Consider the following 20,941-nt stretch of genomic DNA (forward strand, 5'->3'; position numbering starts at 1 on the left):
GAACAACGGCCGTGCGCCGGGCGGTGTCCCGGGTGGGTCAGATCGAACGGCTGCGAACGAAAACGAACCTTGCTGTGGATGCACGCTTGAATGCCTTCGGCAGCCAGGTGCCGGCCACGAAGGAGAAGGGGCGAGATATGAGCGACCATGCCACCGACGAGGCGACCGAGACTTTCCTCGCCCACCGCACCCTGCTGTTCACCGTCGCCTACGAGATGCTCGGCTCGGCGGCCGACGCCGAGGACGTCCTGCAAGAGACCTGGCTGCGCTGGGTCAAGGTCGACGTGGAGCAGGTGCGCGACCAGCGCGCCTACCTGGTCCGGATCACCACTCGGCGCTCGCTCGACCGGCTGCGCACCATGAAACGCCGCAAGGAGGCCTACGTCGGCCCCTGGCTGCCCGAGCCGCTGCTCACCACGCCGGACGTGGCCGAGGACGTCGAACTCGCCGAGAGCGTGTCGATGGCGCTGATGCTCGTGCTGGAGACGCTGTCGCCGACCGAGCGCGCCGTCTTCGTGCTGCGCGAGGTCTTCGACGTCGGCTACGACGAGATCGCGGCCGCCGTCGGCAAGACCCCGGCGACCGTGCGCCAGATCGCCCACCGCGCCCGCCGGCACGTCGAAGCCCGCCGCCCTCGCGAGACGGTCTCCTCCGGCCAGACCCGGGCGGCCCTGGAGTCGTTCCAGCGCGCCCTCGACGCTGGGGACCTGCAGGGCCTGCTCGACGTGCTCGCCCCTGAGATCGTCCTCATCAGCGACGGCGGCGGCGTCAAGCAGGCCGCGCCGCGGCCCATCACCGGCGCCGGCAAGGTGGCCCGCTTCATCCTCGGCGGCATCGTCAAGGCCCAGGTCGCGCTCACCGGCGAGCCCACCGTGGTCAACGGCAACCCGGCACTCCTCCTCCACGTGGACGGCGAGATCGACGGCGTCATGACGATCCGGGTCGAGGACGCCCGCATCACCGGCCTCTACTACGTCCGCAACCCGCAGAAGCTGACCCGCATCGCATCCGAGACCCCGCTCACCCTGCGATGAATACCGGTGGCGGAATCGCCACCGGTATTCACGAACAACGCCGAGGTGGCGCGCGGCGGCGGTAGATCGGCTGGACGCCGGCCATGCTTTGTTCGGCGCGTCGTGGATGGCGGATCTGCCCTCCCTAGGATAGGGATCATGGTCGATATCAGGCGTGCCTCGTCCGGCGACGTGACGGCGATCGCCGCGCTGATGGCCCGGCGCCGCGAACGGTACGAACAGCACCAGCCGGTCTTCTGGCGCCGCGCGGCGGATGCCCGAACCCGCCACGCCACCTTCCTCGCCACGATGGTGGGCGACCCGAAGGTGATCTGCCAGGTGGCCGAACGAGACGACGGCTTCGCCGGATTCGCGATCGGCTCGCTCGTGCCCTCGCCTCCGGTGTACGACCCAGGCGGACCGACGTGCACGCTCGACGACTTCGCGGTCGTCGATGACCAGGATTGGGCCACGATCGGCATCGATCTGCTGCGCGAGGTCGCGGATGAGGCACGCAGACACGGCGCGGCCCAGGTCGTGGTGGTGTGCGGCCACGCCGACAAGGCGAAACGCGAGGCGCTCCGCCTGGCCGGGCTTTCCATCGCGTCGGAATGGTGGACCGCTCCGCTGTGACGGGCCGAGGACGGGCGGTGGCTGGAGCACCCGATCGACGTCTCCATGCTGCGCCGACCGGGTGCAGGAGCACTCGGAACCTGAAGAGGGCTCGGCCTCGGACCTCGGTTTCCGAGGGGCCCGGACTCAGCGGCGCAGGGCGGTCTCCTGCTCCATGCGCGACAGCTTCTCTGGATTGCGTACGGCGTAGAGCCCGGTGATGAGGCCGTCGTCGATGCGCACCGCCATGACGCCGTCGATCTCGCCGTCGAACCGGACGATCAGCGCCGGATGGCCATTGACCTGTGCCGGCTCCAGCGACGCCGTGGCGGCGATCCTGCCCAGTACCTCGACCACCCTGTCGGCCCCCACGACGGGTGCCAGCGCGGCCTGCTTGATTCCGCCACCGTCCCCCAGGAGGACGACGTCGGGCGCGAGCATGTCGAGCAGCCGTTGCAGATCGCCTGTCTCGACCGCCCGTTGGAACGCCTCCAGCGCGCCGCGGGTCTCGGCGGGGGAGACGACCCCGCGCGGTCGGCGCGCGGCGACGTGTGCCCGCGCCCGGTGGGCGATCTGGCGTACCGCGGCCGGGCTCTTGTCGACGGCTTCCGCGATCTCGTCGTAGTCCAGATCGAACACCTCGCGCAGCACGAACACCGCCCGCTCGGTCGGTGTGAGCGTCTCCAGCACCACCAGCATCGCCATCGAGACACTGTCGGCCAGCTCGACGTCCTCGGCCACGTCCGGCGCGGTCAGCAGCGGCTCGGGCAACCAGGGGCCGACGTAGGACTCCTTGCGCCGGCCCAGCGTCCGCAGCCGGCCCAGCGCCTGCCGCGTGGTGATCCGGACCAGGTACGCACGCTGATCCCGCACGCTGTCGAGATCGACGCCCACCCACCGCAACCAGGTCTCCTGCAGGACGTCCTCGGCGTCGGCGGCCGAGCCGAGCAGCTCGTAGGCGACGGTGAACAGCAGGTTGCGGTGGGCGACGAACGTCTCGGTCGCGGAGTCCGCGCGGTCGTCCCTGTTCAGGCCCCCGCCGAGCTCTTCGGGTGGGGTCTGCGACGTGCCGGCCATGGGTGGCTCCTGTTCACTCTCGACTGTGTCACCCATCAGACACCGGGCCCCGCCGTTTTGTGACACCGAGACGGTGGCCGAACCTTGTCGTCCCGTGACGCCGAGGGAGCGTCGTCAGCAGCGGTGCGTCGGATATCACCGGCGGAGCCGACGGTGTGGCACACGTCACACAACCGTGCTGTCACAAGGATCGGGTCGCCGGCATCTTGTGTTCGTTCAGCACACGCAACAACACGAGGGGGATGCATCGTGGAGCCCCGTTTGAACCTCTCGGGCAGCCCGCTCGCAGCCAAGTCCATGAAGTACATCGCCTCGGCGAGCAGGGTGATCATCAAGGAGTCGACGCTGCCGGCCGCGACCCAGGACCTGGTGCTGCTCCGCGCCAGTCAGATCAACGGCTGCGGCTTCTGCACCGACGCCCACAGCAAGGACCTCGCGCACGCCGGGGAGCCCTCCGTGCGCGTCAACCTGGTCGCGGCATGGCGGGAGTCCACCGTGTTCACCGACGCCGAGCGCGCCGCTCTGGAGCTGACGGAGCAGGGCACGCGGATCGCTGATGCGGCCGGTGGCGTCACGGACGAGGCATGGGCGAATGCCGCCAACTACTACGACGAGGAGCAACTGGCCGCGCTGGTGCTGCTCATCGCCCTGATCAACGCCAACAATCGCCTGGGCGTCATCACCCGGCTGCCCGGCGGCGACTACCAGCCCGGCCAGTTCGGATGACGCCAATTCTCCTGTATGGAAGGAACATCATGAGTTCAGCGCTTGAAACCCTTCGCCGTGACTTCGGCGGCGACATCATCGAACCCGGCGGAGCGGAGTACGAATCAGCCAGTCGCTCGCTGTTGGCTTCGGGCAGTCCGGCCTGCGTTCTGCGGCCCATCAGCGTCGGGGACGTGCGAGCGGGTGTCGGATTCGCCGCCGGCGCAGGGCTGGTGCTGTCCGTGCGAGGCGGCGGCCATGGCTTTCCTGGCTTCGGCACCAACGACGACGGCGTCGTGATCGACCTCTGCAAGCTCGCGAACGTGGAGGTCATCGACAAGGAACGTCACCTCGTGCGGATCGGCGGCGGCGCCACCTGGGGTCAGGTCGCGGCCGCCCTGGCCCCGCATGGCCTGGCGATCTCCTCGGGCGACACCAAGAGCGTCGGTGTCGGTGGGCTGACCTTGACCGGTGGCATCGGCTGGAAGGTCAGGAAGTACGGCCTTGCCCTGGACAACGTGGTGGCCGCAGAGGTGGTCACCGCCGACGGAGAGGTCGTGCGGGCGAGCGCGGAGGAGAACCCGGAGCTGTTCTGGGCGATTCGCGGTGGCGGCGGCAATTTCGGGATCGTGACCGCATTCGAGTTCGTGGCACACCCGACGACTGACGTCTTCTACGGCAAGATCGCCTTCCCGGCGTCGGAGGCGGCCACCGTTCTCCAGGGGTGGGCGGACTACCTCCGCGCCGCCCCCGACGAGCTCACATCCATCGCGTCCTTCGCCAATCCGTTCGCCGGCGGGCCCGAAGCGCCGGTCGAGATCTACGTCACCTTTGACGGCGATGACCCGGAGTTCGCGGCCCGGGCAATCGACCCGATCCGCCGGCTCGGCACGGTGATCGACGACGATGTCGCGCTGAAGCCGTATGCGGACACGCTCGTGGATGGCGCGACTCCGCCGCCTGGCATCCAGTTGCTGACCCGAAGCGCGTTCGTCGACAAGGAATCGGTGCCCGAAGTCCTTCGGATCCTGGCTGAGGCCGGGGCGTCGGAGGGGTCGCCGTTCATCGCCGTTCGCAGCGTCGGCGGTGCGGTATCCCTGATCCCCGACGACGCCACCGCCTACGCGCATCGCCAGGCGGAGTTGATGTTCGTGACCACCACCGCGGGTCCGAAGCCGGTCGTCGAGGCCGCCCGTCCTGCTCTGGAAGCACTGTGGGGGAGGCTCGCACCTCACGTCAACGGCGCCTACGCGAACTTCCTCGCTTCTGCCACCGAGGAGGATGTCGCCGCGATCTATCCAACCGAGACGTATGAGCGGCTCGCGGCGGTCAAGCGTCGGTACGACCCCGGCAATCTGTTCGCCCGCAACCACAACGTCCGGCCTCAGTAGGCCTGCGGCACAGGTAAAGCCGTCTGAGGCGCCCCGGCCGTTTCCTGGACGGGGCCGGCCGGCCTGCTCAGTCCTGCGGTTTGCGCCAGGTGATGCTGTAACGGAACAGGAGGTGACGACGGTACTCGGAGCCGGGCAGGATCTCGGCGGCCAACCCCCGCATCTGCGGGTACGTCACTGGCGGCGGCCACACCGTGGGGGACGGATGCTCCCAGTGGCCCTTCACGGCGCGATGGACGGTACCGACGACGACGCCGGCCAGGTCGTGCGGGAGGTCGTTGGGCATCGCGCTACGGGCCAAGCCGACGATGGCCAGGACGCCGCCGGGACGCAGCAGATCACGCATGCGGGCCAAGCCGGCGGCGGCGTCCATGTGGTGCAGGGTGGCCACCGACGCGACGAGGTCGAACGAGGCGGGTTCGAAGGGGTGGGTGAGGAAATCGCCGAGGACGTATTCGACCTCGTCCGGATATTCGCGAGCTTGGTCGATGCTGAGCGCGTCGAGGTCTATGCCGGTGACGTGCGGTACGGCCTGCCGAAGTTCGCGGGTGAGCATGCCCTCGCCACAGCCGACATCGAGGGCATGCCGGGCGCCATCGGGGACCGCGCCCAGGATGCGGGGGTGGTAGTGGATGTTGTGGTTCCACCGCTTGCCGTTCTCCACTGTCATGTGATCATCCTGCAGGACGCAGGAAGCCGCCCAGCGCCGGACCGTGCGTCACAGCCGCGCGGCTCGCCCAGTGCCGCTTCGGGATAACGCTAGGCAGTTGGCAATACGAGCAAGCCCGCCCGGAACCTCCCCCGAACAGCGCGCCGATCTTCAGCCCGGGCGGGTCGTGGGGCCGCTCGGGGTGGGGGCGGGTGGTAGCCCGAGCACGCCTCGCACGGCCCTGTCGGCGAGTTCGACGTCGTAGGGGGCATGGCCTGCGAGATTGCTGACGAGTCCTTCCATGGTGCCGAGGTAGGCGAGTGCCGTCTGGTGGGGTGGGGGGCCGGGCGGGATCGTGCCGTTGTGGCGTCCGGCGGCGATCCGGTCGGCGCAGTCGGTGAGGAGCCGGTCGAAGACGCGGGTGAGCGCGCGGCCGACCGGATGGTCCTGCCCGGTGAATTCGACACGCAGGGTTCGCATGACGCGGGCCACGTCGCGGCGGCAGTAGACGGCGTGGCCGCGGGCCATGGCCAGCAGCGCGACGACGGGGTCGCTTTCGAGGGCCGCGGGCCGGCCGACCTCGGCGTCCCAGGTCTCCTCGACCCATTGGACGACTGCGAGGGCGAGGTCCTCCTTGTTGGCGAACAGGTGGTACAGGGCGCCCCGGGTGTAGCCGGCTTCGGCGGCGACGCGTTCCAGTACCAGGTTGCCGTATCCGTAGGTGGACAGCCCGCGCGCTGCCGCTTCCAGCAGAGCGTTTCTGGTCCTGGCGCGCCGGTCTGCCTGTTTCTGGCGGGTGTTGTGCGGTTTCGCCGTCATCGTCGCCCCACTTTACCTACAGACATGTATGTAGGTTACATTGCTCCACAGCGCCGCAGTTCCGGGGCTTCAACGGAGGGCGCCGTCGCCGGCTGGTACGGCTCAGGCGCCCGCCGGCGATCCGCGATCCAGGCACAGAGAAACGCAAGGAGAGCACCATGAAGGTAGGAATGGTCGCCAGCCACTACCCGCACGCCTCGTACCGCGAGGAGTTCGTCTCGCGCGTCCACCAGGTCGCCGAGGAATTCCGGCGGACACCGGGATGCCTTTCGGCCGAATGCTGGCTGTCCGAAGACGCCGTGATCTCGATTGTGCGGTGGGAGTCCGAGGAGGCGTTCGCCGCGTCGTTGACGGCCGTGCAGGCGGCAGGGCTGGACCTGGCCTACGACGAGCGAGAGTCACGCCCCCGCGAGATCATCCGGCTCGTGGCGGCCTGATCCCGCGCCGCGCACCTTCCGCCCGAACTTGGCGCCTCCGAGTGGGTGTATTGGGACAGCGGCACCGCCCACCTGCTGCCCCGGCTACTGCGGCTACCGGACGGCAGCATGCGCACGCACGGCCCGCTGTTCCTGTCCGAACGCCGCCCGGTCCCCGCCCGCCGACCCGCCGCCAGCGACATCTGCCCACACACCGGCCGCGCCCGCCTCGGCTACGACCGCGCCCGCGTCCTACTGGACAAGTACGCCGGCCTCGACCTGCACCAGCTGCGCCACAGCGCCGCCACCCACCTCGGCGAAGCCGAAGTCCCCCTACAGCTCATCATGGGCAAGACCCGGCACAAGAACCCCCGCACCGCCATGCGCTACGTCAAACCCGGCGCCGAAGCCATCGCCCTCACGTTGATCGTCAGCCTGCTCCACACGGTGCGGACCGGGGTCCGTGACGACGTGGTGACGATGTTCTGCAAGCGGATCGCAACGATCCATAAAAGGGCCGCGACCAGCTGGAGGCGCTGCGGGAGATTCATCGGGCGGAGTCCGAGCGGCTGCTGGGCGTGTTCGGAGACGTCCTGGACGGCGTCCGGGAAGCGATCACACCCGCCGAATCACAGCCCGACGAGGTGGCTGGCGCGGCGAACGACGCCACCCACCCCGGAGGCGATGGCCGAGGAGCATTCTCCAGAGCGCCCGCTCGCGAAGGGGGATGTCGCGGCGTGACAGCAGCCGATGGATCGTCGTCTTGGCCACCGCGCGGGTCTCGTCGGCGTTCTCCTTGCGGCGTTCGGCCTCGGCCGGGACCGACGGGGCGGCCCAGTGCTTCTTGGTCTGGCACCAGGTCAGCCAGGAGGTGACGGCGGCGCGGTTGCGGTTCCAGGTCGCCGGCGCGCTCGCCCCCCACAGCTCGGCAAGCGCATGGCCGACCTCCGCGTCAGTGGCCTCGGCCAGCGGCCGGTCGCGGCCGAGTCGCTCGATGGTGCGGTCGATGGCCGAGGCGTAGGCGCGGTGGGTGTTGGGGTTGGCGGTGCGCGGGGTGGCCAGGAAGGCGTCGGCGGCCGCGACGAGGCTGACGCCGCCACCGCGCAGGGCGGTGATCTTCGGCGCGGCGCTCATGCCGGCCGCCGCGCAACGTCCATCGCGATGTACCGGATAACGTCCCGGAGTCGCGCACCGTCCCGGGGAGGAGTTCTCCTGGTCGTCGTGCCACCATGATCACTCATGTACGCGATAATACGCTGTTATCACGTACATGGGTCAGGACGATCTGGGCCCGATTCGGAGTCGGTGGGTGGCTGTTCGACCGGGAAGAAGATCGGGCTGAGCAGGTGCTGTGTGCGGTCCGGCGTTGGCTGGTTGGTCAACAGGGGCAGGATCACGCGACGGAACTCGCTGATCATTTCTTCCAGCTCGCCGCGGGTGAGCCAGACGGCGTGCTGCCGGTAGCCGATGAGGTCCGCCACCGGGTCGGCATCCTCGCGGTCGAGGTAGGCGTTGAATTCAGCTACCAAGACGGCCATCGCGGTGGCGAACGCGCGCCGGTGGCCGTCGGGCGTCATGGCGGCGAGTGCATCGGCGTCGAGGACGGCTCGGTCGTGGCGTAGCCGGTAGCGGCGCTCCACCGCGCCCCGCACCCGCCTCTCGCCCGCCACTTCCAGGATTCCGCTGGCCGCGAGCAGGTCGACGTGCCGATAGACCATTGCCTTTGATGTGTCGGGGATCCGTGCGCATAGCTGGCCGGTGGTGAGTTCCCGCTCTCCGCGCATCGCATGCACGATCCGCAGCCGCACCGGATGCGCCAGTAGCTCCAGAGTGTCCACGATGCAATATTCTCATGATGTGCTACCGTTCGCAAAATAGTAGAAAGGATGGTGTCGGAATGACTATGGGAACGGATCCGGCGGCGATCGCCGCGGCGGTCGTCGAGATGGCGCGGAGTGGACGCTTTGCGGACATTGAGACATTGTTCGCCCCACCGCTGCGGGCGGTGGTCTCCGCTGAGACGCTGCAGGTCGCCTGGGAGAGTCAGCTTTCCAGGATCGGGGCGATCTCCGCGGTTGGGGCGCCGATCAGCGAGCCGGCCCCCGGGAGCTGGGTGACCGCATCGGGGAAGGCCGAGCTGGTCAAGGTGAGCGTCCCGGTGACGTACGAACATGGCGGGCTGACGGTGGTCATAGTGGTCGACGAGACCGGTCTGCTGCAGGATCTGCGGCTCACGCCTCCGCTCACCGAGCCGTGGACGCCGCCGTCGTACGTCCGCCGCAAACGGTTCCATGAGCATGAGGTCACCGTGGGCTCCGGCGCGCTGGCCGTACCCGGCACGTTGAGCTTGCCGCGCGGGCGCGGACCGTGGCCCGCGGTGGTGCTGCTCAGCGGCGGCGGGCCGTTCGACCGGGACGCCACCAGCGGCCCCAACAAGCCCCTCAAGGATCTGGCCTGGGGGCTGGCCGGCCGCGGCGTGGCAGCGCTGCGCTTTGACAAGGTGACCCACACCCACGCCGCCCAGGTGGCGGCAATCTCGGACTTCACGATGAGCGATGAGTACGTCCCGCACGCCGTCGCGGCCATCCGCCTGCTCCAGCGCCACCCTGCCGTCGACGCCGCGCGGGTGTTTGTCGCAGGCCACAGCATGGGCGGCAAGGTGGCCCCAAGGGTCGCCGCCGCCGAACCGTCTGTGGCCGGGCTGGTGCTCTTGGCCGGTGACACCCAGCCCATGCACCGGGCCGCCGTTCGCGTCGTCCGCCATCTCGCCTCGCTCGATCCCGGTGCGCAGGCCGCGGTCGAGGCGATCACGCGGCAGGCCGCACTCGTCGACAGCCCTCAGCTGTCGGCCGAGACACCCGCCGCGGACCTGCCGTTCGGCTTTCCGGGAGCGTACTGGCTGGACTTGCGCGGCTACGACCCGGTCGCGACCGCGGCTGCGCTGGACAAGCCGATGCTCATCCTCCAGGGCGGCCGCGACTACCAGGTGACCGTCGCCGACGACCTCGCTGGCTGGCAGGCAGGCCTCGCCCACCGTACGGACGTCACCATCCGCGTCTACGACGCCGACGACCACCTGTTCTTCCCCGGCTCAGGCCCGTCCACGCCCGCGGACTACGACAAGCCCCAGCACGTCGACGCGGCCGTGGTCACCGACGTCGCCGACTGGCTGGCACAACGGTGACCGGGCCACAATCGCCAGCCCAGAGGACACGACGGTGCGGATAGCCCAAGCCACTGACTGTCCGAAGTGCATGTGGACAACCGGGCGTTCCTTCTTGCCGATCTCCCGGAGGCCCCGGCACACTCTCCGACACCTTGCGGGCGAACACCCGCATCCGCATCCCGAGAGGGCCTACCTGCGCCGGAACGGCCAGTGGCGAGGACCCGAACCCCGCGGCTCGCTAAAGCCGCTGGCCGTTCGGTTGCTGATCAAGTCCCGCTTCGCCCGGCAGACTGGTCAGTTCCAGGCGGCGATCGGTTCGCAGCTGGATCTCGCCGCACGGGGCCATGTTCGAGAAAGTTCGTGCGGGTCGAGGATCGGCGAAAGATTCGCTGTCAGTCCAGGGAAGACGCTCGTTGACGTGCACTAACGCAATCCCATGTACCAGGTGACAGCAGTCTTACCCAACACCCCGCAACGCGATGCCGTCGACGCCGGGGGTTCGTTCGCCGCCCGGCCGTCTGCGGGAGCGCCGGCCTCGGGTTCTGGCGGAGCAGGCGAGGCCTTCGCCGCCGCGGCGGCCGCTGCCTTCTCCTTGGCCCGCTGCCGCCGCCAACGGGCGGGCGGACCCCGCGCAAGGTGACCTTCAGCTGGGGCCTGGCGGGCCCGCCGACGCCTCTCCTCGGCCGCGCAGCCGCTACGCCAAGCCGTCACACCCGCCAGCCCCTGTGACGTCTCGGGCACGCCTACAAGCGGCTGACCTCGGGCGAGGCGGCATCAAGGCGGCCAGCATCTCCTTGGACCGGGCCGAGATCCTGCCGAAGGAAGATCGCCTACCTCTTCCACCGTTTCATTACTTTAAGTAACGGATATATAGCTCTGGGTAGCAGTGGGGGGATGGTGTTCCACACACACATCCCCCAAATGAGAGGTGGAACAGCGATGACCGAACAGCTGACACAGATTCCCATTCTCGCCACCGGCGCCGAGGAGACCGCCCAGGGCACCTACCGGCTGTACTGGTACGGAAAGAGCTACAAGAAGACGCGCAACGAGGCCCACGCCTTCGCCGCCTCCAGAGGAGAGGGGCACCAGCTGGCCGACATCCCCTCCGACACATGGCGCACCAGTGCTGCCAAATACCTCGACGGCCCGGCGTGGATCTACTCCTGGAGGGGTGACAGCTACGGCGAGGGCAACGTCGTGCTCCACCCCAACGGATCGATCGGCACCATGGAGGACGGAAACCAGCAGCTTCCCTTCCTCATCAGCTACATCCAGTAACCGCCGCGTCGACTCGGTTGAGGGCTTGGCCGTACAACCGATGAGGTGCGGCCAGAGGCGCCCCTGCGCGGCCTGCTGCGACGTTCGCGTCCATGAACACTTACCGGGAACACCGAGGAGGCACCCCTTACCCCTTCAGTCCTAGGGTAAGCAACAGTTCTTGAGTTAAGGGCGCCGAACCCTCCTCACCCTGCACGCTCACTGCCTGCGAACTGCGTCTTCTCCCGTTTGCCAGATCGATCAGCACGCCCTGAAGTAGCTTCACTCTCCGTGAAGCTTCTGTCACAGGAGTGATGAGATGGCGGCGCTGGTGAAGTCGGGAGGCGCGGGTTGGCGCTGGGAGTCGTACGAGATCTACGCGAGTATCGAGCCCCTGGCAGCGAAGAAGATCTTGCCGCCTTCGAGACCGACGTCCTGGCGGGGTTCGTGCTGGCTCGCGCGTCAGCAGGGCTGACCGACAGCACCATCCGCAACGACGCCAATCATCTGGAGCTGATCCGGGACTGGTTCGGCCGGCCGCTGTGGGAGATGCAACCCGAAGACGGCGACGCCTACTTCGGCAAGGTGCTGCGAGACGCCAAGCCCTCCACTCGCACCGGGCGAGCGGCTGCTCTGACGGTGTTCTTCCGGTTTTTGGAGCTTCGGCACAGGGTTGAGCTGCACAACCTCACTGGCCGCGTCGTCGAGTGCCCTCTCGATGAGGTCAACCGGCCGCGGTTGTCCGTGGATCCGCAGCTGCGGGTCCCACCGACCGTCGAGGAGATCGAGCAGCTGTTCGCCGGGTGGCGCAAAGAGCTGCTGAGCTGCCGCAAGTTCGCCCCGGCGGCCCGCAACTACGCCGTGGCCCGGCTGGTCGCCGACGTCGGGTTACGGATCAACGAGGCCCGGATGCTCGACCTAGATGACGTGCGCTGGGAGCTGGGCCGGTTCGGCAAGCTGAACGTCCGCCACGGGAAGGGATCTCGCCGCAAAGGGCCCAAGCCACGGCTGGTGCCCCTAATCAACGGCGCCGATCGCAGCCTGCGCTGGTTCATCGAAGACGTCCTCGGGCTCTTTGAGCTCGACCTGTCCAGTCACCGCACGCCCTTGTTCCCCTCCGAGCGGAAGAACGCTGAGGGCACGTGCACCCGCGCCACGGCGGACGTGTTTCGCCGCGCCTTGATCGACGCTGTCGACCGGTATCTGCCGACCTGGTCGGGGCGGCTAACGCCGCATGTGCTGCGGCACTTTTGCGCCTCCCAGCTCTACCTGGCCGGGATGAACCTGTTCGCGATCCAGGAGCTGCTCGGCCACGCCTGGACCGGCACCACGGCCAGATACGTCCACGTCCATGCCACCCATGTCGAAGACGCTTGGGTCACCGGACAGCGCCGCGTCGCCGACCGATGGAAAGGACTCACCCGATGAAATGGAACCTGCGCCTGGCGGCCGCGAACCGCGGCATCTGGAAGGCCAGCGAGTTCCAGCGGATGCTCGCAGAACGTGGCCTGGTCATCAGTGCCGGCAAGATGTCGGGACTGTGGTCGGGAAGCCCCAACGTGGTCAAGCTCGACGAGCTCGACGTCATCTGCGCCGTGCTGGGCTGCGGCGTCGACGAACTGCTGATCCCCGAACCCGAGGCTGTCGCCCAGCCGCGGCACCACAACGATGACCAGAGCACGGCGGTCGGCCAAGATCGGCCGGTCGCCCCGCGCACCGGGGGCGGGCGGTCGCTACCGCCTCGATGAACTGCGCACACTGCGGCACCCCGTTGCCCGAGAAGCGGCGCCGCGACCAGGTCTACTGCAGCAACGCGTGCTCGGCGCGAGCATCAGAGCGTCGGCGCAAGGACGGCCAACCCGTCCCGCCTCGCTGGCGGCACCCGGCGCTGACGGCAGACGATCCGGTGCTGCGGGCAGCGGCACGTCACGCTCAGGAACTCGGCCAAGTCGGTGGCTGGAACCCCTCGACCACCAGATGCGTGCTGGATGGGCTCGTCACGGTGCTGACTAGCCTCCCGGCAGGTGAGCGCGTCCCGCTTAGCGAGGTCCGAGCCCGGCCGCAGCGCTGGGTGTCGCGGCCTCGCCTCATCGAAGTACTCACCGATCTGGACCTGCTCCACGACGACTCCGCTCCAGCGATCAGATCCTGGATCGACCGCGTCACAAGCCATCTCGCACCCGGCTTCATCAATCCCGTCCGGCAGTGGCTGCTGGTCCTCCTCAACGGCGACACCAGGTCACGACCCCGGTCCGCATCCAGCATCTATGTCTACTTCGGATGCATCCGGCCATTCCTCGACGACTGGGCGGCGGGCTACGACCACTTGCGAGAGGTCACCCGCTCCGACATCAGAACAGCGCTTGGACCGCTCAGCGGTTCACGACGCGCCACCGCGACCAGCGCGATGCGATCGCTGTTCGGATTCGCCAGGAAGCGCGGCCTGATCTTCTCCAACCCGACGACCGGGTTGAAGGGCCGACCAGCGGACTTCGCCCTGCTTCCGATGGCCGATGAGGAGATTCGGGCCATCGAGCAACAGGCCGATGACCTCGCCGGACGAGTCATCATCGCACTGGCCGCCGAGAACGCGGCTCGCACCGGAGCCATCCGCCACCTGACACTCGACGACGTCGATCTGGCCAATCGGCGAATCACCCTCGCCGGCCGCCGCCAGCGACTCGGTGACCTCAGTCATCGAGTACTCCGCCGCTGGCTCCGCCACCGACGCGCAACCTGGCCGCACACCACCAACCCCCACGTCCTGATCAGCGACAAGACCGCCCACGGCACTGGTCCGATCAGCCAACAATTCGTGACGTTGCGGATGACCCGCACCGGATGCAGTGTCGACCGGATACGCAAGGACCGCATCCTCCACGAAGCTCTCGCCGGAGGAGCGGACCCGCTTCACCTGTCGCTGGTCTTCGGGATCTCGCACAGCACCGCCGCCAGATACTCCGCCGTCGCCGAGCATCTACTCGCCGACGAGCTCGATCAGACACCCCAACCGTGATGCCTTGGGTCATGACGCCGGCGTCAACGACGAACTCCCCGCGTTTTCAGATCTCACCCAGCAAACTCGCGTGTGTTCCCGATGAATGTCCTTCAGTCTGGCTGAACTCACGGCGGACGTGCCAGTAAGAAACGTGTCATGAGCCCCAAACGGCGTTGATCTTGCAGCTCACCGATCCAGGACCACTGCCCGAGCGGTAGAGGTCAGGTACGGCTGGCTGCCCGATCTCGGCGGCGGCGGGCGGCGCGGATCTCGGCGTCGGCGACCTTGTCGTCGAGCAACGCGTAGAGCTGGGTGGTTTCGGTGGAGGCGTGGCCGAGACGGCGGCGGACGGCCTCGATGGACACTCCGGCATTGATCAGCTCTGTGGCGTGCGCGTGGCGCAGCTGGTGAATGTCGATCTCGACGCCAGCCTGCGCGCAGTAAATCTGCCAGCGGTGGTGGGCGGCGTCGTAGGACAGCGGACCGCCGCGGCCGTTGATGGAGGCGCGAAACAGCGGCCCGGCGCTGTAGCCCGCGCGGGCCAGGTAGAGCTTGAGCAGGGTGACGTAGCCGCGGTCGTCCAGCAGGACAGTGCGTACGCTGCCGCCCTTGCCGTGGACGCGGACGTGTTCGTCGTCCAGACGCAGGTCCAGGTCTTCGACGTACAGCCCGCACACTTCTGAGGCGCGGGCGCCGCACGCGTAGGCCGTTTCGAACAGCACCCGGTCGCGCAGCCGGTCCAGCGGCAGGTCCTTGCGCGGCCGCCGCGAGCAGATCACCGCGAGCACCTTGGCGACGTCGGCCGCGCTGGCGGGGCGGGGCAGTATTACGGCGACGATGGCAGCACCCTCGACTACACCTATGAAATAGAGGACGACACCCTCACCATCTGGGCGGGCGAGCGGGGCTCCCCCGCCTACTACCAGGGCATCTTCAGTCCGGACGGCCGTAGCCTCACCGGAGCGTGGGTCTACCCGGACGGAGGCGGCTACGACGCCAACGCCGAACGTGTCGAATAGGCGGCCCGCTCGTCGCTCACGCATTGATCATCTGGAGGCCGTCGATCGCTGCTGGGGACAGTTTCCCATCGTCCAGGCAGGACAAGGGCATCCAGGCGGCAGCGCGTGTGGGCCCGTCGGCCTCGGTGATCACGATGGGGTCGGTGCTGCACTTCAGCGATCCTGCCTCAGGTCTGTGAGACGAATGGGCAGATACCTCAGATTGCTGGGACTGCCTCACATCTAGGGGTGTCGGTAAGAATCGCGTCACACGGCTCAAAGCGACGGTATGTAAGCGGAGCCCTCGGACCTTAGCGAGCAACGTGACCTGCGGAAACGCCCGATCCGGCGTTATCGTGCCGCAGAGCGCCTGACTCATCCCTGAACGCCCGGACCGAAACCGGCCCTCGGCGTATGGCACAGTCGCGCACCGTGACCTGGGGCGACGCGGCTCGTTTGGGCCGTGTGACGCGATTCTTACCACCGGGCCAACCAGGAGAGCCGATGACCGCCCCTGGTGCAAGGCAGATGGTGATTGGCCGGACTTTGATGCGCCAGGGGCGCACGCATGCCGATGATGGTCGATTATGGGTGAGGATCGCAGGGCTGGCCGGATGTGGGCGTGCGGGCTGCTGTTCATGGTGGCCGGCGTATTCGCCTGGATGGGTTTGAAGGATGCGGGGTGGGGTGATGTCGACCCTGCCAGTCTCATGGTGTCGACGCTGTCGCTGATGGCGTCAATCTGGTCAGGATGGCAGACGGTCCGGGCCAAGCAGATTACCGATACCGATGTGGACCTGTGGGCGCGGAAGCTCGAAGCAGCGGTCGTGACCGCCGAGACCGCACAGCGGGGGCAACTGCTGGGCCGGCAGGACCGCACGATCGATGTTGCTTTCGTCCTCACCCCCGTGCCCGGCCACAATGCCGACGAAGCCGCGTCTGAGGCAACGATGGCGAACGTGGCGGGGTACTTCCGGAAGCTGAGACCGCAGCGGCTGGTGATCACCGGAGACGCCGGGTCCGGCAAGACGGTGCTCGCGATCGAGCTGATACTGGGCCTGCTGACCGACGCCGATCGCAGACCCGACGATCCGATCCCGGTCCGCTTGTCCGCAGCGGCCTGGGATGCTCAGACGAGCGTGGAGGACTGGCTGGCGGCGCACCTGGTACGCAACTTCAACCTGTCCAAGGCCACCGCGCGGGCCCTGCTGCGGGCCGATCGGGTGCTCCCGGTCATCGACGGCCTGGATGAGATGGACACCGAACCCGAGCCCGGCTACGGCTCACGCGCGGGCGAGGCGCTGCGGGCGCTGAACGCCTACCAGCGCGGGCGCGGGAAGGCCCGGCTGGTGCTGACCTGCCGTTCAACCGTCTACGACGCGCTCATCGCCGACGACACCTGGGCGCACGACGCGGCCCGCGTCACCCTGTCGGGAGTCACCGCGGACCAGACGTGGACCTTCATCGAGGCAGTCGCCGGGGCGCACCAACGCACGCGCTGGCAGCCGGTGCTGGATGCTCTCACCCAGCCCGGCCATCCGCTGGCCGAGGCACTGGCCACACCCTGGCGACTCACCCTGGCCGTCACCGTCTACCAGCAACGATCCGACACCGGGGCCTACCTGCGCGACCCCGCCGAACTGGCGCGCCTCGCCGGCCAGGCCGGCACCACCACAGGCCCTGATCAGATACGCGATCACCTGCTCAGTCTGTTCATTCCCGCCACCATCGTGGCCACCACCTCGCCAGGCGCGCAGAGCCGCTACCGGCCTGGCCACGTCCACAACTGGCTGGCGATCCTGGCCCGCTATCTGGACACCAACATGACCCGGCCCCCGTTGGACGGCCGCACCCTGTCCAGCACCGACCTCGTCCTGCACGAACTGTGGCCACTGGCCAGGAACCGCTCGCGCGTCCTCGGCCTTGGTGTCATCGCGCTCATCACGGCGGTCATGGTGCTGACGCTCGGGCTGGCGATCGGCCACGACGGCATCACGATCGGCGCCGTAGCGGCGATAGGCCTAGGGGGTGGCGGCAGCCTCATCGCTTGGATGGAGGTGTGGCCGCGCCTCACTCACATCGACCTGGCCCAGATGAAGTCCCCCACCGCAATCGTCGCCGGATACGTGGTCTGCCCCATGTTCGGGCTCTGGGGCGGAGCCACCAACGGGAACGGAGTGGCCGGCCTTGTCACAGGCCTAACGGCAGGACTCCTGATCGGGTTACTCCTGAGCCTGGCGGGCTCGCTGATGATCCCCGGCCACAAACCCGTCCCCACCCCCCGTGACATCGTCCGCGGCGACCTCGCCAGCGGATCGGCGTTCCTGCTCCTGCTTGGACTGTCTGTAGGGCTGGTGGCGGGCATCGTCAGTGAGCTACGCCCGGGCGGCCTCGACGGGATCGAAGCCGCCGCGACAGCTGGTCCCACCGCGCTGATTTTCGGGCTCTACCTGGTGGCCATTGGCGGTCCAGGTAACGCCGGATTGCGGTACCTGCTCCTGGTGCTCTGCATGACGCGGCGGCTGCCGTGGAAGCTGGCTCGTTTTCTGCACTGGTGCTATACCGACACCGGACTGATCCGCATCGCCGGCATCGCCTACCAGTTTCGCCACCGCGAGCTCCAGGACTACCTCACCCGGCACCCCCACCCCTAAGCTTGTTGTTTAACCTCCGAGCTGCATATATGCCGCTATCGGTGACGTATCGGTCATAGCGGATTGTGGCGCTCGGGGCATGCCCAGGCCTCTATGTGCAGGGCGGCCATCGCCTCATCTTCGAGTTGAGAAGACTACGACGAGGAGGCGATGACCGTGAGGTCCATCCTGGCGCGGGCGACCGCGGGGATGCCAGCACCGCTGCAGGAAGGCTCGCGTATCGAGGCGCTGGCCGACTTGTCGGACTTCCGACACGAGGTCTTCGCCTGTCTGACGGCCCGGCGTGATGAGCTGTTCGAGCTGGCCGAGGCGGTGTTATGCGCCGATGGGCCGGTGCGCACCCTGGTCGGGCTGGCGCTGGCGCCGGAGCACCGGCGCGGGCACGGCGCCCTGTACGACGCGATCAACCACGGCCGGATCGAGATCGCCCGGCTGCGGCGGGCGCTGGCCACGGTGCCGCTCCCACGGGCGGCGGGCGGGCGGATCGTGCTGGCGGCAGACATCACCCCGTGGCTGCGTCCCGATGCCGCGACCAGCCCCGAGCGGCTGTTCTGCCACACCTACGGCAGGCGCAAGGACGACCATCAGATGATCCCGGGCTGGCCGTACTCGGTGATCGCCGCTCTGGAGACCGGTCGCACGTCCTGGACCGTGGTACTGCGCCCTACGGCTCGGTCCCGGCGATGACGAGGCCGCCGTCACTGCGACTCAGATCCGTGACCTGGTCGGCCGCCTGATCCAGGCCGGGCAGCACCATCCGGGTGACCCGGACATCCTGCTCGTGGTCGATGCCGGCTACGACACCGCCCGCCTGGCCTTCCTGCTGAACGGTCTGCCGGTGCAGGTGCTGGGCCGGCTGCGCTCGGATCGGGTACTACGCCGCCCGGCCCCCTCCCGGCGCGAGCACGCGCTGGCGCATCCCAGTGGCGGCCGCCCGCCCCAGCACGGCACCGCATTCCGGATGAAGGACGAGACCACCTGGGGCGAGGCGGCCCATGTCACGGCCACCGCCACCAGCCGGTACGGCATCGCCACCGCGATGTGCTGGGACCGGCTGCACCACCGACTGACCCGCCGCGCCGCCTGGCTCGACCACCCCGGCGACCTGCCCGTCATCGACGGCACCCTGATCCGGCTGACCGTCGAGCACCTGCCCGGAGAGCGTGACCCCAAGCCGGTGTGGCTGTGGACTTCGGCGACCGGGATCATCCCGGATCACCTGGACCGGCTCTGGCAGGCGTTCCTCCGCAGATTCGATCTTGAGCATACCTTCCGGATGTGGAAGCAGACCCTGGGCTGGACCATCCCCAAGCTCCGCGACCCCCACGCCGCCGACCGCTGGACCTGGCTGATCATTATCGGCTACGCCCAACTCCGGCTCGCCCGCCCTCTCGCGCCCGACCTGCGCCGCCCCTGGGAGCGTCCCGCCCCTCCCGAGCGGCTCACCCCCGCCCGCGTCCGCCGAGGGTTTCGGAACCTCCGCCCACGACTACCCCTGCCCGCCAGTGCACCGAAACCCACCCGGCCCGGCCCTGGACGCCCCAAGGGATCCAAGAACCAGGCCCCGGCCCGGCACCACGAGGTGGGCAAGACCACCAAACGCGCCGAAACCCTCACCGAGCACCGGCGACGGAAGGGTTAAACATCAAGCTAAGTGCCTGTGTTTGAACCCATCTGACCAGGTAACAGCACCGATCCGGAAGCGGCGCAGTCGTTCACCACTCGAACGGTTCTCCGCGTGCCTGAGCCGCGCGGAACCGCGATCACGACGGGTAGGCGTTACAAGCCTCGGGGCAATTCAGACATCGGTAACGGCTGTCCGAACGGCGCTGATCAGGACGCCTCGTCAGGAGTTTTGCGCGGCACCGTTGCCCATGCGCCGCATCTGCGGCCTTGACATGCGTTGCAACCGTCGAGCGATCATGGCGCGTGACTCGCGCCCTGTCGACACCGCCCACCGTGGCCCCCGGCTCTCTCGTTGACTCACCCCAACCCCTTCTCCCCGCCGCCGGCGGCCTGCTGCTACGCCCCTGGAAACGGGTCGACGCACCGATCTTCCTCGCCGCCTACCAAGATGAAGAACTCAGGCGATGGCACACACGCCGGCCCGTGACCGAGGCCCAAGTCCTGGAGTGGTTCGACACCTACCACCAGGACTGGAAACGAGAGAGGGGCGGTCACTGGGCGATCACCCGCGACGGAAGGGAGGTGCTCGGCCGGATCGCCCTACGCGGCCTCGACTTCGACGACGGCGTCGCCGGAGCCGCTTATTGGGTGCTCCCGGCCGCCCGCGTCGCCGGCGTCGCCACTCGCGCCCTCACGGCACTCACCGCCTGGGCCCTGGACGAGATCGGCTTTCACCGCCTGGAATTGGACCACTCGACGCGCAACACAGCCTCCTGCCGGGTCGCCATAAAGTCCGGCTACCTCCTGGAAGGCACCAAACGCAGCGCCGCCGTCCATGACGACGGCCGACACGACATGCACCTACACGCCCGCGTCCGAGACGTTTGAGCGCACCCGCCTGATCATTCGGCGGAGCATCAACTTTGCCCATGATCACTGGGACGGCATACCGGTGGCCCATCATTCAAGATGGGCCATCCCAGCCCAGATGCCACCTCAGAGGGCGTTTTGGTGCGTCTCGTGAGCTGAAGTCGCCTATGTCCGCTGGTCGGTTTGTGCGGCATGCGCGGTATCTGCGCGTCTGGAAACCAGGGCACGCTCGCGTCTGTGCCATAGCTCCACACTGGAGCGCCGTCGACCTCGTCCCTTAAGGAGAGACGCCCGGTCGGGAACCTGCGTCGCGAAGAAGTGTCGGCCAACAGAGTTCGCCCCTTCCCTTCTTCTTTCTCACAGTAGAACGCCGAGGACACCTCGCGCGCTGCTTTGCTGGCCGGCTTCGGCGGCGTGCGCACGCTGATCGGCGGCCGCGGCGCGTTCGCACTGGGCGTCGGCCTGCTCGCGCGCGGCGTCGCGTTCGGCCTGCCTGAGGGCCCGGCCCCACTTCAGGTGCCGGGCGAAGAACCGGGCCGCGTCGTCCACCTCGAACCACGGGGTACCGGCGTGCCCGCCCAGATTGTCGTGCAGCGTCTTCTCCCTGGTGCCGAAGGCGTCGAACAGGTCCAGGGCGGGCTGCCGTTCCATCCCTTCGTCGTCCCATTGCAGCAGGAAGGGTAAGCA

General features: G+C 68.2%; 19 protein-coding genes and 2 pseudogenes. 14 read left to right on the forward strand and 7 right to left on the reverse strand.

Annotation, left to right across the window (positions count from 1 at the left end; genetic code table 11):
* The first annotated feature begins 137 nt into the window (after positions 1–137).
* Both ACFSKW_RS07285 and ACFSKW_RS07290 read left to right on the forward strand, forming a co-directional pair.
* Positions 138–1,034 (forward strand): RNA polymerase sigma-70 factor, encoded by an 897-nt coding sequence (locus ACFSKW_RS07285; RefSeq protein WP_379570485.1) that lies wholly within the window; start codon positions 138–140, stop codon positions 1,032–1,034.
* A 138-nt stretch (positions 1,035–1,172) separates the two neighbouring features.
* Positions 1,173–1,646 carry a GNAT family N-acetyltransferase gene (locus ACFSKW_RS07290; protein ID WP_379570487.1) on the forward strand — a complete coding sequence of 158 codons (474 nt, stop codon included), beginning with the start codon at positions 1,173–1,175 and terminating at the stop codon, positions 1,644–1,646.
* A 126-nt stretch (positions 1,647–1,772) separates the two neighbouring features.
* Here the strand turns inward: ACFSKW_RS07290 and ACFSKW_RS07295 are convergent, their stop codons facing one another.
* Positions 1,773–2,702, reverse strand: coding sequence for an RNA polymerase sigma-70 factor (locus tag ACFSKW_RS07295; RefSeq protein WP_379570489.1), 930 nt, complete (start codon positions 2,700–2,702; stop codon positions 1,773–1,775).
* A 249-nt stretch (positions 2,703–2,951) separates the two neighbouring features.
* Here ACFSKW_RS07295 and ACFSKW_RS07300 point away from each other — a divergent pair, with 249 nt between their 5' ends.
* Together ACFSKW_RS07300 and ACFSKW_RS07305 are read left to right on the forward strand one after the other, a co-directional pair.
* Entirely contained in the window at positions 2,952–3,428 is a 477-nt protein-coding gene (locus ACFSKW_RS07300; protein ID WP_379570491.1) for a carboxymuconolactone decarboxylase family protein, read from the forward strand.
* A gap of 29 nt (positions 3,429–3,457) precedes the next feature.
* The gene (locus ACFSKW_RS07305) at positions 3,458–4,798 is read left to right on the forward strand and encodes an FAD-binding oxidoreductase (protein WP_379570493.1); all 1,341 of its coding nucleotides are present in this window, start codon (positions 3,458–3,460) and stop codon (positions 4,796–4,798) included.
* A gap of 67 nt (positions 4,799–4,865) precedes the next feature.
* Here ACFSKW_RS07305 and ACFSKW_RS07310 read toward each other — a convergent pair whose 3' ends face one another.
* Positions 4,866–5,468 carry a class I SAM-dependent methyltransferase gene (locus ACFSKW_RS07310; RefSeq protein WP_379570495.1) on the reverse strand — a complete coding sequence of 201 codons (603 nt, stop codon included), beginning with the start codon at positions 5,466–5,468 and terminating at the stop codon, positions 4,866–4,868.
* A gap of 150 nt (positions 5,469–5,618) precedes the next feature.
* On the reverse strand, positions 5,619–6,266 hold the full coding sequence (locus ACFSKW_RS07315) for a TetR/AcrR family transcriptional regulator (protein ID WP_379570497.1): 648 nt from the start codon (positions 6,264–6,266) through the stop codon (positions 5,619–5,621).
* 158 nt (positions 6,267–6,424) lie between these two features.
* On the opposite strand from ACFSKW_RS07315, the gene ACFSKW_RS07320 reads away from it, so the two are divergent.
* On the forward strand, positions 6,425–6,703 hold the full coding sequence (locus tag ACFSKW_RS07320) for an antibiotic biosynthesis monooxygenase family protein (RefSeq protein WP_379570499.1): 279 nt from the start codon (positions 6,425–6,427) through the stop codon (positions 6,701–6,703).
* A 108-nt stretch (positions 6,704–6,811) separates the two neighbouring features.
* Positions 6,812–7,066: pseudogene (locus ACFSKW_RS07325) on the forward strand (tyrosine-type recombinase/integrase); the annotation flags it as partial.
* A 231-nt stretch (positions 7,067–7,297) separates the two neighbouring features.
* Here ACFSKW_RS07325 and ACFSKW_RS07330 read toward each other — a convergent pair.
* Entirely contained in the window at positions 7,298–7,816 is a 519-nt protein-coding gene (locus ACFSKW_RS07330) for a hypothetical protein (protein WP_379570501.1), read from the reverse strand.
* Between the two features lie 128 nt (positions 7,817–7,944).
* Positions 7,945–8,520: a helix-turn-helix domain-containing protein gene (locus ACFSKW_RS07335; protein WP_379570503.1), complete on the reverse strand. Its 576-nt coding sequence runs from the start codon at positions 8,518–8,520 to the stop codon at positions 7,945–7,947.
* Positions 8,521–8,534: 14 nt separating this feature from the next.
* On the opposite strand from ACFSKW_RS07335, the gene ACFSKW_RS07340 reads away from it, so the two are divergent.
* The 5 genes from ACFSKW_RS07340 to ACFSKW_RS07360 all read left to right on the forward strand — a co-directional run bounded on the left by ACFSKW_RS07340 (position 8,535) and on the right by ACFSKW_RS07360 (position 14,124).
* Positions 8,535–9,866: an alpha/beta hydrolase gene (locus tag ACFSKW_RS07340; protein WP_379570505.1), complete on the forward strand. Its 1,332-nt coding sequence runs from the start codon at positions 8,535–8,537 to the stop codon at positions 9,864–9,866.
* A gap of 921 nt (positions 9,867–10,787) precedes the next feature.
* A complete protein-coding gene (locus ACFSKW_RS07345; protein WP_379570507.1) occupies positions 10,788–11,129 on the forward strand; it encodes a hypothetical protein in 342 nt (113 codons plus the stop codon).
* Between the two features lie 330 nt (positions 11,130–11,459).
* Positions 11,460–12,536, forward strand: a complete 1,077-nt coding sequence (locus tag ACFSKW_RS07350) for a tyrosine-type recombinase/integrase (protein WP_379570509.1) — start codon at positions 11,460–11,462, stop codon at positions 12,534–12,536.
* Positions 12,533–12,856, forward strand: a complete 324-nt coding sequence (locus ACFSKW_RS07355; protein WP_379570511.1) for a helix-turn-helix domain-containing protein — start codon at positions 12,533–12,535, stop codon at positions 12,854–12,856. The genes ACFSKW_RS07350 and ACFSKW_RS07355 overlap by 4 nt, the downstream gene beginning before the upstream one ends.
* Positions 12,857–12,879: 23 nt before the next feature.
* Positions 12,880–14,124 carry a tyrosine-type recombinase/integrase gene (locus ACFSKW_RS07360; RefSeq protein ID WP_379570513.1) on the forward strand — a complete coding sequence of 415 codons (1,245 nt, stop codon included), beginning with the start codon at positions 12,880–12,882 and terminating at the stop codon, positions 14,122–14,124.
* 203 nt (positions 14,125–14,327) lie between these two features.
* Here ACFSKW_RS07360 and ACFSKW_RS07365 read toward each other — a convergent pair whose 3' ends face one another.
* Positions 14,328–14,894: a tyrosine-type recombinase/integrase gene (locus tag ACFSKW_RS07365; RefSeq protein ID WP_379570515.1), complete on the reverse strand. Its 567-nt coding sequence runs from the start codon at positions 14,892–14,894 to the stop codon at positions 14,328–14,330.
* Positions 14,895–15,691: 797 nt separating this feature from the next.
* On the opposite strand from ACFSKW_RS07365, the gene ACFSKW_RS07370 reads away from it, so the two are divergent.
* The 3 genes and pseudogenes from ACFSKW_RS07370 (at position 15,692) to ACFSKW_RS07380 (ending at position 20,272) form a co-directional block, all read left to right on the forward strand.
* Positions 15,692–17,758, forward strand: a complete 2,067-nt coding sequence (locus tag ACFSKW_RS07370; protein ID WP_379570517.1) for an NACHT domain-containing protein — start codon at positions 15,692–15,694, stop codon at positions 17,756–17,758.
* Positions 17,759–17,947: 189 nt separating this feature from the next.
* Positions 17,948–19,400: pseudogene (locus ACFSKW_RS07375) on the forward strand (NF041680 family putative transposase).
* Between the two features lie 317 nt (positions 19,401–19,717).
* On the forward strand, positions 19,718–20,272 hold the full coding sequence (locus ACFSKW_RS07380; protein ID WP_379570539.1) for a GNAT family N-acetyltransferase: 555 nt from the start codon (positions 19,718–19,720) through the stop codon (positions 20,270–20,272).
* Positions 20,273–20,611: 339 nt separating this feature from the next.
* On the opposite strand, the gene ACFSKW_RS07385 is transcribed toward ACFSKW_RS07380, so the two are convergent.
* On the reverse strand, positions 20,612–20,905 hold the full coding sequence (locus ACFSKW_RS07385; RefSeq protein WP_379570519.1) for a hypothetical protein: 294 nt from the start codon (positions 20,903–20,905) through the stop codon (positions 20,612–20,614).
* Positions 20,906–20,941: the final 36 nt, after the last annotated feature.

Origin of the sequence: Nonomuraea mangrovi (assembly GCF_042681425.1) — a bacterium.
Taxonomy (GTDB): Bacteria; Actinomycetota; Actinomycetes; order Streptosporangiales; family Streptosporangiaceae; genus Nonomuraea; species Nonomuraea mangrovi.